This is a genomic window from Pullulanibacillus pueri (assembly GCF_014639255.1).
Lineage (GTDB): Bacteria > Bacillota > Bacilli > Bacillales > Sporolactobacillaceae > Pullulanibacillus > Pullulanibacillus pueri.
On record NZ_BMFV01000006.1, the window covers coordinates 73,528 to 87,976 of the forward strand.

14 protein-coding genes are annotated in these 14,449 nt (G+C 40.9%); 4 read left to right on the forward strand and 10 right to left on the reverse strand.

Features of this window, described 5'->3' with window-relative positions; translation table 11 throughout:
- Nucleotides 1-283: 283 nt before the first annotated feature.
- The 5 genes from IEV91_RS05675 to IEV91_RS05695 form a co-directional block, all read right to left on the reverse strand.
- The gene (locus IEV91_RS05675; RefSeq protein WP_188496445.1) at nt 284-1,006 is read right to left on the reverse strand and encodes an amino acid ABC transporter ATP-binding protein; all 723 of its coding nucleotides are present in this window, start codon (nt 1,004-1,006) and stop codon (nt 284-286) included.
- A complete protein-coding gene (locus tag IEV91_RS05680; protein WP_188496446.1) occupies nt 1,003-1,659 on the reverse strand; it encodes an amino acid ABC transporter permease in 657 nt (218 codons plus the stop codon). The genes IEV91_RS05675 and IEV91_RS05680 overlap by 4 nt, the downstream gene beginning before the upstream one ends.
- 86 nt (nt 1,660-1,745) lie before the next feature.
- On the reverse strand, nt 1,746-2,573 hold the full coding sequence (locus IEV91_RS05685) for a basic amino acid ABC transporter substrate-binding protein (RefSeq protein ID WP_188496447.1): 828 nt from the start codon (nt 2,571-2,573) through the stop codon (nt 1,746-1,748).
- Between the two features lie 285 nt (nt 2,574-2,858).
- A complete protein-coding gene (locus IEV91_RS05690; protein ID WP_188496448.1) occupies nt 2,859-4,235 on the reverse strand; it encodes an aspartate kinase in 1,377 nt (458 codons plus the stop codon).
- 424 nt (nt 4,236-4,659) lie between these two features.
- The gene (locus IEV91_RS05695; protein ID WP_188496449.1) at nt 4,660-6,594 is read right to left on the reverse strand and encodes an endonuclease MutS2; all 1,935 of its coding nucleotides are present in this window, start codon (nt 6,592-6,594) and stop codon (nt 4,660-4,662) included.
- A 550-nt stretch (nt 6,595-7,144) separates the two neighbouring features.
- Between IEV91_RS05695 and rarD the strand changes: the two genes are divergently transcribed.
- Nucleotides 7,145-8,095, forward strand: coding sequence for an EamA family transporter RarD (rarD, locus tag IEV91_RS05700; protein ID WP_188496450.1), 951 nt, complete (start codon nt 7,145-7,147; stop codon nt 8,093-8,095).
- Between the two features lie 168 nt (nt 8,096-8,263).
- Here the strand turns inward: rarD and IEV91_RS05705 are convergent, their stop codons facing one another.
- From IEV91_RS05705 to IEV91_RS05720, 4 genes are all read right to left on the reverse strand, one after another.
- On the reverse strand, nt 8,264-8,719 hold the full coding sequence (locus IEV91_RS05705) for a pyridoxamine 5'-phosphate oxidase family protein (protein WP_188496451.1): 456 nt from the start codon (nt 8,717-8,719) through the stop codon (nt 8,264-8,266).
- 73 nt (nt 8,720-8,792) lie between these two features.
- A complete protein-coding gene (locus IEV91_RS05710) occupies nt 8,793-9,020 on the reverse strand; it encodes a non-oxidative hydroxyarylic acid decarboxylases subunit D (RefSeq protein WP_188496452.1) in 228 nt (75 codons plus the stop codon).
- Between the two features lie 13 nt (nt 9,021-9,033).
- Nucleotides 9,034-10,461: a non-oxidative hydroxyarylic acid decarboxylases subunit C gene (locus IEV91_RS05715; protein ID WP_188496453.1), complete on the reverse strand. Its 1,428-nt coding sequence runs from the start codon at nt 10,459-10,461 to the stop codon at nt 9,034-9,036.
- Nucleotides 10,462-10,481: 20 nt separating this feature from the next.
- Nucleotides 10,482-11,048: a non-oxidative hydroxyarylic acid decarboxylases subunit B gene (locus IEV91_RS05720; RefSeq protein WP_188496454.1), complete on the reverse strand. Its 567-nt coding sequence runs from the start codon at nt 11,046-11,048 to the stop codon at nt 10,482-10,484.
- A gap of 262 nt (nt 11,049-11,310) precedes the next feature.
- Between IEV91_RS05720 and IEV91_RS05725 the strand changes: the two genes are divergently transcribed.
- The 3 genes from IEV91_RS05725 to IEV91_RS05735 all read left to right on the forward strand — a co-directional run bounded on the left by IEV91_RS05725 (nt 11,311) and on the right by IEV91_RS05735 (nt 13,419).
- Nucleotides 11,311-11,520: a hypothetical protein gene (locus tag IEV91_RS05725; RefSeq protein ID WP_188496455.1), complete on the forward strand. Its 210-nt coding sequence runs from the start codon at nt 11,311-11,313 to the stop codon at nt 11,518-11,520.
- Between the two features lie 358 nt (nt 11,521-11,878).
- Nucleotides 11,879-12,760, forward strand: coding sequence for a LysR family transcriptional regulator (locus tag IEV91_RS05730; protein ID WP_188496456.1), 882 nt, complete (start codon nt 11,879-11,881; stop codon nt 12,758-12,760).
- A gap of 77 nt (nt 12,761-12,837) precedes the next feature.
- Entirely contained in the window at nt 12,838-13,419 is a 582-nt protein-coding gene (locus IEV91_RS05735; RefSeq protein WP_229745427.1) for a P-loop nucleotide/nucleoside kinase family protein, read from the forward strand.
- Between the two features lie 129 nt (nt 13,420-13,548).
- Here IEV91_RS05735 and cidR read toward each other — a convergent pair whose 3' ends face one another.
- Complete coding sequence (cidR, locus tag IEV91_RS05740) at nt 13,549-14,439, reverse strand: cidABC operon transcriptional activator CidR (RefSeq protein ID WP_188496458.1); 891 nt, start codon at nt 14,437-14,439, stop codon at nt 13,549-13,551.
- Nucleotides 14,440-14,449 lie beyond the last annotated feature (10 nt).

Sequence of the window (14,449 nt, forward strand, 5' to 3'; positions counted from 1 at the left end):
AATCAAGACAATGAACATCACAGAGCCTTCATAATAGGAAGGCGAGCGTTCTGAAGCGGAAATCCACATCGTCCTGATGACCACAAATTTTATACTTTCCTTTCTTTTTAGAAAACTCGGCTTATCGCCAAGCCTTAATGCGTTAAGCCTAAGTTGCACTTATAAGGTCTTCCACAAAATTATAAATTCTGACGTTATAAAAAAGGACTGGCCTCTTGTGCCAATCCTCAAAGACTTTCTTATATACATTTTTCACGTGCTTAGCGAGTGTTGCAAACTCTTTTTATAGTACCTTACTAAGAAAGGCCTTCGTTCTGTCGTGTTGTGGATTTGAAAACAGCTCTGTTGGCACATTTTCTTCCACGATATAGCCGGCATCCATAAAAAGAACCCGATCGCCCACTTCTCTAGCAAAGCCCATTTCGTGGGTAACAACCACCATGGTCATGCCTTCCTGTGCGAGCTCCTTCATCACTTCGAGAACCTCGCCAACCATTTCTGGATCAAGCGCTGATGTCGGTTCATCAAAGAGCATCACTTCAGGTTCCATGGCCAATGCTCTGGCAATCGCCACCCGCTGCTTTTGTCCTCCCGATAAAGAATTCGGGTAAACATAGGCCTTTTCTTTAAGACCCACCTTTTCTAAAAGCGCGAGAGCTTTTTGCTCGGCTTGTTCTTTCGATACTTTTTTCACCTTAATAGGTGAAAGCGTAATATTATCGAGCACCGTCTTATGAGGAAATAAATTAAAATGTTGGAAGACCATCCCCACATTCGCTCTTAACTTATTAATGTTTGTCTTCTTATCTGTTAAATCAATGTCATTGACAAAGACATGCCCTTCCGTCACAGACTCAAGAAGGTTAATACATCTCAGTAATGTCGATTTCCCTGATCCTGAGGGTCCAATGACAACCACGACTTCTTTGGGTTGTATGGTCATATTTATATCTTTTAAGACTTCATTCTCACCAAATGATTTCTTTAGATTTTCTATACGAATCAATCTGTAGAGAGCCTCCTTTCAAGCAAATGAAGTAAGCCACTAAGGACGAGAGTTAAAACAAGATAAATGAGTGCAGCTGTGAGATAAGGCTCCCACACCCGATAATATTGCCCCTGCATGGCTTTCCCCCAATACATGACCTCGGGTACAGCAACGGCCGCCAATAATGAGGAATCTTTAACTAACACAATAAATTCATTACAAAGTGGCGGGATGCTCCGTTTAAAAGCTTGAGGTAGAATGACGTGACGCATCGAGGCACTATGTGTCATTCCTAACGAACGAGCTGCTTCCATTTGCCCTTTATCAATAGATTGTATTCCCCCTCGAAAGATTTCAGCCACATACGCTGCTGAGTTTAAAGAGAGAGCGACAATCCCCGTGGCGATTCCATTTGTTGTTCCTAAAACAGCTGGAACAATACCAAAATGAACGATAAAAATCTGTACGAATAATGGTGTCCCACGAAAAACGGTGATATAAATCTTAAAGGGGAGGGAAAGGAGTTTATGACGTATCAATTTCCCTAAACCAATAAGTAACCCTAATACCGTTCCTATTAATACCCCTGCAATGGATAGGCCGATGGTCAGTAAAGTCCCCTTCAAAAAATAAGGAGCATATTCCTGTATAATATCAAAACGAATGTCCACCAGACAACCTCCCTAAAAGCCAAAAGGCGCAACACCTAGATGTGTGCTACGCACTTTGACTAAAATAACCAAGCTTTAATAGATTCCTATTTTGCTTGAGCCTTTAACTTATCAATATCAGGTTCTGTACCAAAATAATCCTTATAAATTTTAGCGTAAGTCCCATTATCCAAAAGGGTATTTAAAGCTTTATTAAATTCTGCTTTAAGCTTACTGCCCTTCGGAAACATAATGCCGTAATATTCAGGAGCAAAGTTCTTATTATCTTCGATGTACTTTAGGTTCTTGTCTGGATTATTTTTGGCATACTCTTCAACAACAGTATTATCAGCGACAACGGCGTCCGCCCCGCCTTTATTCAATTCCATTATTGCAAGGTTGTTGTCTTCAAATTTCTTTAAGTTTTTATTATTTTTGCCAAGGATAGCTGAAACTGCATCTTGACCGGTTGTCCCATTTTGAACAGCTACAATTTTCCCCTTTAAATCATCAGCACTCGCAATATTGCTATCCTTGGGTATTAAAATTTCATTTGTCGAGAGAAAATATGGGTTTGAGAAATCAAAGGTTTGCTTACGATCATCATTAATAGTGATAGCAGAAACAGACAAATCAGCATTCTTTCCTTGAATTTCAGCAAACATAGGGTCCCAACCAAGATTCTCAATTTTGACATTGTACCCTGCTTCCTTAGCGACTGCCTTAATCAAGTCAACGTCAAATCCAACAATCTTTCCTTTATCCATGGACTCAAACGGTGCATAAGCGGCGTTGGTCACCACTCTTAGTGTTTTCTTTGACGCTTTGCCACCATTATCCGCTGATGAGTTTTCGTCTTTATTTGATCCACATGCCGATAGGGCAAAAATGAAGGCAAAGATGATGGCAAAAAAAAGTAACGATCCTTTTTTCATAGAAGTTCCTCCCCTTTAATTCAGAAAAAATAAAAATTATACATCTGTGAGTAACACTATAAAGTATAGCCTAAAGTCATTTCTCCGTCTATTGCTTTAGCGAGCTAATGAGAGAGTAAAACGCTTACTTGTTTTTTTACTATTTTCATACTTTTACAGGTATTAGAAAACCTCTTATACAGTTCACTGCTTCGCTAAGCAAGGCCAAATGTTCAAGCATACGACGTCACCCATTAAAATGTCACCAAGCTTTTATAGCCAATGTCAAAATTGCACTTATTGGGTCTACCGCAACGTTATATATTCTGACCTTACAAAAAACTCCTCGTACAAGGCTTTCACAGCCCGCTTTTCTTCAATAACCTTGACTCCGAACATCATGCTCACCTCAGAGGATCCCTGATTAATCATTTCGATGTTGACTTCAGCATCTGCCAAAGCCTTTGAGGCTCGAGCTGTCGTGCCAACATTGCGACGCATCCCTTCTCCCACAACCATTAAAAGGGCCAAATCATATTCTATTTTGACCTCATCGACAGCCAATTCTTGCTTTAACCGCGTTAAAATCTCTTGCTCGACTTCCGGGTTAAGTTGATCTTGCCTCAATACAACACTCATATCATCAATGCCTGATGGCACGTGTTCATACGTGATCTTCAAGTCTTCTAAAATATTGAGTACTTTCCGACCAAAGCCAACTTCTCTATTCATGAGATACTTACTCATATAAAGACTACAGAAGCCGTTATCGCTGGCTATGCCAACGACAGGGCCATTGGCATTTTCCCGCGTACTCACAATCCTCGTTCCTGGCGCTTGCGGGTTATTTGTATTTTTAACTTGAACTGGGATGCCCGCACGAAAGGCAGGAATTAAGGCTTCATCATGAAATACGGTAAAACCGGCATAGGAGAGCTCCCGCATTTCCCGATAAGTCAATTCTTTAATCTCCTTAGGCTCTTCAACAAAGTTAGGATTAACCGAATAAACAGCATCGACATCTGTAAAATTTTCATAGAGATCCGCTTGAATGGCATTGGCTAAGATAGAGCCAGTGATATCAGAGCCACTCCGAGAAAAAGTAAACACCTCTCCAGATTGGCTATAACCGAAGAAGCCCGGAAAGATAATAATCCCTGGACGTTCCTTTAAGCGGTTGAGATGAGCAAAGGATTCTGGGAGAACCTGTGCATTTCCAGGCTCACTGGTCACGATTAACCCCGCCTCCCGAGGATTAACATAATGTGCTTTTGCACCTCTAAAGCTAAAATAGGCAGCGACCAATTGGGCAAGACCATCCTCCCCACACGCTTTGACAGCCTCTATGTATTGCGCCCGATCTGTCTGATCGCGGTTTAACGCGGCTAAGAGGTTCCGTTTGATCTGATTTACAATGTCACTTGTTAAGCTTAACTCATCCGTGATTATCTGATAGCGTTGAAGGACTAATTCCACTTCCAATTCCTTTGACGCTTTATCTTCTAAAAAAGCCTCCGCACACTGAATAAGCAAATCTGTGACTTTAATATCATCTGCATATCGCTTCCCCGGTGCTGACACTACCACAATTTTCCGTTCTGAATCCGCCATGACAATGTCAAATACCTTTCTAATCTGTTCACCTGAAGCAAGTGATGAACCACCGAACTTCACAACCTTCATGCCGACAACTCCCGTTTATTGATTTCAGTAAAATTATAATATTTAATCATTATTACTCTTTTAAGATGAAGTTTCAAGATGTTCTTTGAAAACTCTTCTAAAAAGAATCCCGTTGTTTCACCTGAAAAAGAATACTTAATTTCATGCATGACTAGCAATCCTCTCACGATGAAACGGTGGAAAAAGCATGCATCTGAAAAGCCCTTGGCGATCCAAGCTCTCCCCAAGTACCTCTGTGTGACACCACAGACTAATATCTTATCCGAGCGAAGATTAACACCGCCCACTCTAATGAAAATTAACATTTCAGTAAAAGGCCCTATCCACAAAGAATAGGGCCTTGAAGCCAATAAGGCTTATGTTATGTCAGACAGCATTGGACTAGACTTCACTCATGAAGATCAATGGCCTTCCTGACGACAATTTAGTCATTTTCATGCTCAATTGTTAAGCCCTCTACATGATGCTTTGTCATCTCTTTTCTTATCTTACGGTTCTCCTTCGTTTCAAAAATAATATCCATGTCATAATCCTCTGGATAAAGGTCTTCTGCCTTAATATACAACGATAATCTTTTCTGGTTAATGACTCTCTTTTCACCTTTGACAAATACAATAACGTCTCCACGATCATTTGCCGGCTGATACACAATGCCATATTCGTTCAGCGCCTTGATTTTTACGTTATCTCCTTGTTTGAAGGTCACCTTGGGCGATGGATGATGTCCCTTCGCCTTATGCTTTTGTTTATAAACAGGCTTCGTATGCATAGCGAGTTGACGTTCAAGAATATGCTGATCAAAGTTGGTATCCGCTTGATAGCTTTTACTTTCTTCATAAGTGATTCGGTGTGCTCGCTCGATTAATTTCGGATGCATCCCTAGCCTCAAGGCTATCGCAAAAGCCTGACTCTCCCCACCCTTTCCAATAAGAAGCTGGTAGGTGGGCTTTAGCGTCTGAAGATCAAAAGCCATAGAGCCATTTTCAAAGCCCTCATGCTCACTTGCAAAATCTTTAATTTCATTGTAATGGGTGGTAGCAAGTAAGGTTGCTCCTTTGTTATAAAGCTCCTCCAATATTGACGCGGCCAGACCCATACCTTCAGCAGGATCGGTTCCGGAACCTAATTCATCTAACAATACAAGCGTACGTGGGGTTGTCTCTGATAAAATATGGATGATATTTTTAATCCGTGACGAAAAAGTGCTTAAGGATTGCTCAATACTTTGGCCATCCCCAATATCGACCAGAATGTCATCGAATATCGCGATCTCCGTTCCTTCTTGAGCCGGAATGTGAAGGCCAGATTGCGCCATCATCGTCAGTAAACCGACAGTTTTAATCGTGACAGTTTTCCCACCAGTATTTGGACCTGTAATCACTAAAGCATCATAAGTGTCTCCTAGCGTAATATTTAAAGGAACCGCTGACTGCCCTAGCATCGGATGTCTAGCTTCGATTAATCGGAATGTATGATGCTCATTCATGATTGGACTTATCCCAACCACCACTTCACTATACTTTGCCTTAGCAAAGATCACATCATAACGCACCATCGTATCGACAGCGATCCTAATCTCACGCTCATTGGCTTCCACAAGGCCCGTTAACCTTTGCAGAATGCCTTCGACTTCCCACTCTTCTTGCAGTTTTAAGGTATCAAGATCATCCTGAATCGCGGCTATCTCATCAGGTTCAATATACAATGTGGATCCTGATGATGAAGCATCAAGGATACTCCCTTTTATTTTCTTCTTGTATTCGACTTTAATCGGAAGGGTATAACGCCCATGTCTGAGGCTAACGATCGCCTCTTGAAGATAGCTACTATACTTAGATGATTTCAGCATTTGTTCCACACGAGCCTTGATGCGCTCTTCTAAAATGGTGATTTGTTTACGAATGCTTAATAAAGCCTTACTTGCATAATCATCGACCCGACCATTTCGGATACAGCGATGAATTTCATCAAATAATTCATGCAAATCGAATAGAGAATAAACATAGCTGGTAATCCTCGGGGCAGCTTCCTGCTTATCCTTCATAAACCGCTTCATCTTTTCAAGGCATTCTAAGAAGTCCTTGAGTTGTGTCAATGAATCAGGACGTAAAGGGAGCCCCTTATGCAGTCCCCTTAGGATCTGATCTATGCCCTTTAATCCATGAATGGGGACACTTGAACTTATTTTTAAAATATTTTTGGCCTCAGTCACTTCTCCTAGCCAGGCTTCAATCTGCTTCTTATTTTTTGAAGGTTCTAGAGTTTTAATGGCTTGTGTCCCAAGCTCCGAAATCGTATAAGTCGCGATTTCATCCTTCAGTTGGTCAAATTGCAAGGTTGTTATTGTGGTTGAATTCAAGGGTCTTTCCTCCTATACATTGTTTTTAAAACGGTAGAGCCGTGCGCGGAAATGAAAGAACCCTTTATCACAGTAAAAAACCACAAAGAACAACACTGTTCTCTGTGGTTAAATGGACTCATGTTAGGTTTTTAGCCATTAAGTAAAGCTGTGGATACTATAAAAAAACTGCACCCAATGCAACGATCATCGCCATTTATAATAAGGAATTTGTGTTCTTAACATTTCACTCACGGAACTCCATAGAAAATAAAGCCTAGAACTTCTAGATTTCAAAGGCCTGGAGAGCTTCCGTAGCGCACGTATGAAATTACGTTTTAGTTAAGAACAATACCTCTCATAAAAATGGTCTCCTTCACTACGCCAAAAGGGACAAAACTTTTGGTTCCCTTTTGTTCTTTTTGAACATATTATCTTTTTCATTATAAACATTGTTCTGACAAAAGTAAAGGAGCACCTCTCTAGAAAATGTCGAGCCAAACTTCTTGAAACTCTACGCTCAAATCTCTAGAATTGATGTATTATATGGAATGAACTTGAGGTGAAGCCGATGAAAAAGATCGAACAAAATGAACAGATGGCAGGCGCACTCGCTGCTATGGGAGCCTACTTTCTATGGGGCGTGATGCCGATCTATTGGAAACTAATCAAAGGAGCTTCCGCTGGTGAAGTTCTCGCGCATCGGATCATTTGGTCCTTTGTCTTAATGTTAATTATTTTATGGATAACCCGTAGTTACAAGCAATTAAATCAAGATTTTAGGGCACTCTTTGCCGCTAAGAAGAGACTGTTAATCATCACGAGCGCCTCTATTGTCATTACTGTAAATTGGTATACCTTTATTTGGGCAGTGGATCATGGCCATGTCATCCAAGCGAGCCTTGGTTATTACATTAATCCTTTAGTAAGTGTCTTACTTGGAGTATTTTTTCTGAAGGAAAAACTATCGCTATGGCAAATCGTTTCCTTTATTCTTGCGCTTATTGGTGTCTTAATTATGACTTTCCAAGGTGGCGTTTTTCCATGGATATCCCTAATCTTGGCCATTAGTTTTGGTTTATATGGCTTATTAAAGAAAACCGTCCATCTTAGTGCGATGACGGGCTTGACCATTGAAACGTTAATTATTACGCCGGTTGCACTCATTTATCTCTTCTTTTTTGATACAACTGCCGGCCAAACTTTTAACTTTACAAACCACCCAGGCCAAGCCTTATTATTAATGGGCGCTGGCGTGATTACTGCTATTCCTTTATTGCTCTTTGCGGCGGGGGCCAATCGTATTTCATTAGCAATGATTGGATTTTTTCAATATATAGCCCCCACGTTAATGTTAATTCTAGGAACACTCTTGTATCACGAGCCCTTTGATAAGGAACATCTCTTTTCGTTTATCTTAATCTGGTTGTCTTTAATCCTTTTTACCGTATCCAGAACAAAGTGGCTGATCAGAGTCGAGCAAAGACTTTTCCCTAAAAAAGACAAAAGCATCGCAAGTTAAGAAAAATGGGGCTAGCGAAGCTACCTTGATTAAAAAACTTTTCAGTACATGAATAAGGACCGGGCTGACTCAGGTTTTCTAATCAAGGGCAGGAGTCAGCCAGTGAATACCCGAGTAATAAAAACACCTTCTCACCCTTAACAATTTATAGGGGGAAGGTGTTTTTTTTTAAAGTAATAACTCTTGAATGGTTGCTTGCCAACGGGCGAGCACGTCATCTGAATCCTTTAAGTTAATTTTAACGCCAGAGGTAATCTCTGCATATTTCGCGACGTCTTCACGGCAGTGGACAACTTTAGCAACAAAACGAGCCCTCGGAAATTTTGCCTCTTTAAGAGTGGCGAGGGGCTCAAGTGAGAGCGTGATATAAACCGCCTTGCTATTATAAAAAAGGACGAGCATGGCTTTGCCTGATCTAACGATATTTTGAGTCGTTTGACTTTCAGGCCATAATGCCAGTCTTAGGGTATTATGATCGGTGGCAACAACCTCCCCTACACTCACCATTGCTGTATGGGGGCACACATCCTCTGAAACAGTGAGTAGCATAAAAGCTTCATGTTGTTTATCCTTCAAGTTCTTTCCATTAAAAAGATCAAAGAGTTCGTCTGTTAGGGCGTGCATAGGCTCTTCCTTTCTTTCCTTATAGTTAAAGGCTAGTCCTTCAATAAAAGACTAGCCTTGACGTCTATCGTTTTTATCGCTTCCGTTCAGGTATAGCAGGAACATTCGTGGCGTTTGCGATATCCGCAGGATCAATTTTAAACGCCTTTTTGTATTTCTCCGGATTCGTGATCGTCTCTGGTTCTGATGATCGCCAAGTAAAAATACAGACAGGGCAAAGGTAAACTTCCCATTTCCCTTCGACTGGTGAAGTAGCCACTACGGTTGCTTCCTTTGACTCACACCGAGGACACGTATGCATCTTCCAACACTCCTTATTTTTGTTTATTCATCAATTCAGTTAAGATTTTTTCCCATTTCTCTACAGCTAGTGGTGCATCAAGGGGTTGAGTATAGTGACCTCTTGTTTCAGGAGCAACGGGTGTGGTTGCATCTAGGATCATTTTGCTTGTAATACCTGTAGGCTCTGAACCGGGATCCAATGGCATAACCGATAAATCGGGAATCACGATCGCATCATGTTGTGGATGCATTTTGGTAGATAGAGCCCACATGACTCTTGGGAGGTTAAAAGGATCCACATCCTCATCAACTAAAATAATGAGTTTGCAGTAACCTAGACCATGAGGTGTTGTCAGTGCCCTCATGCCTACAGCCTTAGCGAAACCACCATAACGCTTCTTAGTAGAGATGATCGCCACAAGCCCATGGGTATACATCGCATTCACTGCGACAATTTCGTTAGGATAAGCTTCTTTTAATTGCTGATACATTGGGACACTTGTCGTGATACCAATCATATAGTCTGTTTCTGTCCAAGGCATCCCAATATAAAGGTGCTCAAAAATAGGATTTTTACGGTGATACACACGGTTGATTTTGATAATTGGCATTTTACGTCCACCGGAATAATGCCCTGTAAATTCACCAAATGGGCCTTCAATTTCACGTTCGCCCGCATTAATCTCACCTTCTAGGATGACTTCAGCCCCCCATGGCAGATCGAGATTGGAATCCTTGGCTTTGACAACTTTATAAGGTGCACCTTGCAAGGCAGCTGCCATTTCGTATTCAGATTGATCATAGAGCAGTGGTGTCGCAGCTGCAGTCACAATCGCTGGCTCATTGCCTAAAGCAATAGCAACGGGTAAGTTTTCGCCACGTTCCTCTGCTTGACGAAGATGGATCGCAATATCATGTTGTGGAACAGGTTGAATGCCTAAACGGTCCTTGCCTTTGACCTCCATACGATAGATGCCGACATTCTGCTTATTGAAGTTCTCCGGGTCTTCGACATCGCGAGAGATAACCGCAGCTTTATCTAAATAAAATCCACCATCCCCTTGGTTCAAGCGGAATAAAGGTAAGATTTCAAACAGATTGATGTCCTCAGTCAACTCAACTTCGTGAAAAGGTGCAGTGTCCACTCGTTCAACAGCCCCTGGAAATTGATCATAACGCTTAGCAAACTCAAAGAATTGCTCCTTAATCGGCGTATTCTTTGGCATACCCATCATAATGGCGTGATTTGGCCATGAGCCCATGACATTCATGGCGACTTTCGCCTGCTCATAACCGTTGATATTATTAAACATAAGTGCTGGTGTTTGATCGCCAAGATTGCTCATCGCACTTGCGGCTGAAGCAATATCCGGTTCTGGCATGACTTCCTGATCAATATTAAGAAGCTGCCCTTCCTCTTCAAGCTTTTTAAGGAAGTCACGAAAGTCCTTGTAAATCATAAGTATTGGTCTCCCTTTATTTAAGTATTTTTTATCCCTTCCCACCGTTTGGCAGCTGGCATTTGAATGCCAAACTGATCAAGTGTGCGAAAGGCAATATGATTGACTACATCATCAATGGATTTTGGATGATTATAGAAAGTCAACATTGGAGGAAAAATAACGGCTCCCATCCTTGAAAGCTCAAGCATATTTTCAAGATGAATATTATTAAACGGGGTTTCCCTCGTTAACAACACGAGTTTTTTCCGCTCTTTTAAAATGACATCAGCGGAGCGTGTTAATAAATTATCGGCCAGTCCAATCCGTATAGAGGCCAGTGACTTCATACTACAAGGAGCCACAATCATGCCATCCACTTGAAAAGACCCACTCGATATTTTAGCGGCTTGATCTTTATAGGAATATGAATAATCCGCTAATCTCTCAACTTCCTTAGCTAAATACGGGGTTTCTAACTGTATTGTAGCGGTTGCCCATGGGGATAAAACTAAATGTGTCTCCACGCCAGCTTCCTTCAGCATTTGTAAGATTCTTATCCCTAGAATCGCACCCGTTGCACCAGTTATACCTACGATAAGTTTCATTTCAGGCCCCCTTTTGTTAAATCCCTTATATTTTGCTCTCTCAAATCAAGTGTACTCCTTTATTGTACATACATAAAATATATTTAATGTATACTTTGCATATATTATAAGTATCCATAGCATCTCTGATAATATTGAGATAACAAGCCTATATTAAGGGAGTACATATATTCTAGAAGAGAAAGGGACTATCAAATGGATAACAACTATTTATGCTATGTTTTTTTTAGCGGATTTGGCTGCCAAAGAGGAGATCCTAACAGTGTTTTGTAAGGTCGATGGTTTTAGTAAGAATGAAGCAAAGGAAAAAGTAGAAACAGAATTGAAAGCACATAAAAGTGAAAGCACCTATGCTATCAAATATGTTGGCATTATTGATTTTCATGACATTGATAAGGAACTTATTGAACGCCAAAACGAACTTTTTGATAAGTACGATTCCGTTTGGATTTTAAATTGTTCTTATAGATAAAAGGAGCCCTTTATTAAGAAAACCTAAAGGCACTGCCAGAGGCAAGGCGATTGGAGAGAAAGAGACACTTATACTCAGTGTGTTCCTCAGAGGACGGCGAACTCACAGAAGCTTATACTGGAGTCCTTCGGGAACGGGGCGAGCGATACTTCACGCATAGACGCCTGAGTTGTTCCGAGAAAGCTAACGACGAAGCGATATGAGTAGACGCAAGCATTCTAAAAGGACTCCCCACCGTCCTGGCGATCAGAATGGTAGGGTTCTGCTTCAATTAGAAAGGGAATTGAATCATTACTGTCCAAATTCCTTTCTAAAATGTGGTAAGATGGTTAAAAGCTCGGAATACGGTGATTCATTCATGGACATACGACAATTACATTATTTCTGCACGATTGTAGAAGAAGAACAAATCACAAAAGCAGCAAAAGTGCTTCATATGGCTCAACCCCCTCTTAGCCACCAATTAAAATTATTAGAGGAAGAATTGGGAGTTCCTCTGATTATTAGGGAAGCTAAAAAATGGGAAGTAACTGAAGCCGGACAAAAGTTATATGAACGCGCAAAACAGTTATTACATCAACTTGAAGATACAAAGAAAGAAATCATGGAAATTGAAAAAGGAGTAAGCGGCACCCTTACTATAGGAACATCAACGATATGTATTTCCTACTTGTCTGATCATCTTATCGCATTTCATAAAAACTACCCTAATGTTTACGTCAAGATCCTCCATGGGGATACCTATTATCTTGAGGAAATGCTCCAAGAAAACCAGATTGATTTAGCCTTACTTCTTTTACCCGTTGAGGCAACTAACTACACCATTGAGAATTTACATGAGGATCCATTTGTCGTTGTCATCCCCCGGCAATGGGAGGACGAATTTCCTTTGGACACCATCAGTATTCATGAAGTGGTTGAACACGATTTACTTTTAGCGCGAAGAACTGCAGGCACGGGAATATATGAGAATATCATCACCCAATTCCAGCAGTATTCTCTTGAACCGCATATCATTTTAGACTGTCCTGATATATCTACCATTCTAACCCTTGTTGCCAAGGGGATGGGCATGACGATTATTCCTAAATCAGAGATTCATCAGGTCTATAAGGATCAATTTAAAGTCCTACAAATCGAAGAGCCTTTCTTACGTACTCAGCCTGCAGTGGTTTGGTTAAAAGACAAGTATCTATCTAGAGCAGCTTTAGAATTGATAAAATTATTAAAACTCCCCTGAACTATTGATCCATTTACATAGAAAAAAATGCTATGATTAATGAACAATCATTTATTTATGAAAAGAAGGTTATAGCTTTGAAATTAGTCTTTTTTGTTGGAACGGCAGGAACAGGAAAATCATATGTTTCTCAAATGCTGTCACAAGAATTTTCTTGGGCCTATCTTGATATGGATACTATTGGGACACCCTTCGTAAACAAAATGTTAACCATGAATGGATTAGACCCCGATGATCGTGATTCGAAATTTTATAAAGAGCATTTGAGAGATCTCCCCTATCGCGCCACCATGGATGTCGCCCTTGATAATCTATTGGCGCACCAAAATGTTGCACTCATTGGGCCATTTACAAGAGAATTGGCCAATCCAGAGTGGATTGAGAAGGAATTGAAAGCAAAAGGATTAAGCTTTGAAGAAGTTGATGTTAAGGTGATTATTGTTGAAGTGAATAATCCCAACGTAGAAAAAGAGCGCATTCAAGAAAGAGGCTTTGAACGAGATCAATGGAAGCTCAATCACTGGCAAGAATATAAGAGCGAGAAGAAAGAATACCATGTGACATGGAATATTCCTGAAACCTCTGTCTTGCGCTTTGATAATTCCGACGAAATGACAGAAGAAAAACGGCAAACGCTTATTGATTTTATTAAGGAATAAACCACTACAAAGACAGCAAATAAATTGGAATAATATTTCGGACAGTAGAGCTCTGTATCGCTCCACTGTCCTTTTTGGTTAGTTATTTTTCCTTGCTGGAGAGAACGAACAGCCGATACACAGGTCTACCTATTCTATTTCCCTCATCATCGTTCGCGTGAAACGCAACCACTCTCTTGCCGCAAAAGGTAAATAATGATCTTTCCGCCAAACTACAGCTAAATGCCATGGAATAGCAGGTTGAGATAAACGGATAACCTTTACCTTTGAAGCCTCTAGACTCTTGCAAATGGTTTCTGGTAATAGCGCCACACCTAAATCTGCCGCCACCATTTCACTAATCAAATCCCACTGTGAGCTTTCCGATACAATCCGCGGAGAAAAACCGACACTCAGACACGCCTTTATAATGCGATCATGAAGAGCGAAATCCTCACGAAACAGAATAAAGGCTTCTTCTTTTAATTCCACTAAGTACACTTCATGGCGCTCACTTAAAACATGCTCCGGATGGACAACAAGCATCACGTTCTCCTTCACAAAAGAAAAGGAATGAAAAATGTCTTTCTCTGTCGGGAGTAACACCACCCCAATATCCAGGGTGCCATTCCCGACTTCTTCCTCAATTTTTTTAGCGCCGTGCTCGACAAGCTGAAGCATAACATCGGGATAGTGCTCTCGAAATCCACCAATAACTTTCGGGAAGAAGCGCGACCCAATCATCGGTGGTAAACCAATGCGAATATGGCCCGTCTTTAAATTCCGTAAATCATCCAATGCATGTGTCATGTTCTGAAAGGAATGAAAGATGCTTTGTGCTTGCTTTAATATCAAGCTTCCCGCATCAGTGAGCTCGACCTGTTTCCCTGAACGATCAAAGAGCTCAACCCCTAATTCCTCCTCAAGATTTTTCACCATTTTGCTTATCGTGGGCTGAGTGACATAAAGATGATTCGCCGCTTTCGTAAAGTTTTTCCAATGGGCAACTTCAATAAAGTATTGAAGATGTCGGATGTCCACAGCTTCATCA

Excerpts from the sequence above, each read along its gene's own strand:
- IEV91_RS05685 (WP_188496447.1), bottom strand. The coding sequence starts at position 2,573 with ATGAAAAAAGGATCGTTACTTTTTTTTGCCATCATCTTTGCCTTCATT.
- IEV91_RS05690 (WP_188496448.1), bottom strand. The coding sequence starts at position 4,235 with ATGAAGGTTGTGAAGTTCGGTGGTTCATCACTTGCTTCAGGTGAACAG.
- rarD (WP_188496450.1), top strand. The coding sequence starts at position 7,145 with ATGAAAAAGATCGAACAAAATGAACAGATGGCAGGCGCACTCGCTGCT.
- IEV91_RS05705 (WP_188496451.1), bottom strand. The coding sequence starts at position 8,719 with ATGCACGCCCTAACAGACGAACTCTTTGATCTTTTTAATGGAAAGAAC.
- IEV91_RS05710 (WP_188496452.1), bottom strand. The coding sequence starts at position 9,020 with ATGCATACGTGTCCTCGGTGTGAGTCAAAGGAAGCAACCGTAGTGGCT.
- IEV91_RS05715 (WP_188496453.1), bottom strand. The coding sequence starts at position 10,461 with ATGATTTACAAGGACTTTCGTGACTTCCTTAAAAAGCTTGAAGAGGAA.
- IEV91_RS05720 (WP_188496454.1), bottom strand. The coding sequence starts at position 11,048 with ATGAAACTTATCGTAGGTATAACTGGTGCAACGGGTGCGATTCTAGGG.
- IEV91_RS05730 (WP_188496456.1), top strand. The coding sequence starts at position 11,879 with ATGGACATACGACAATTACATTATTTCTGCACGATTGTAGAAGAAGAA.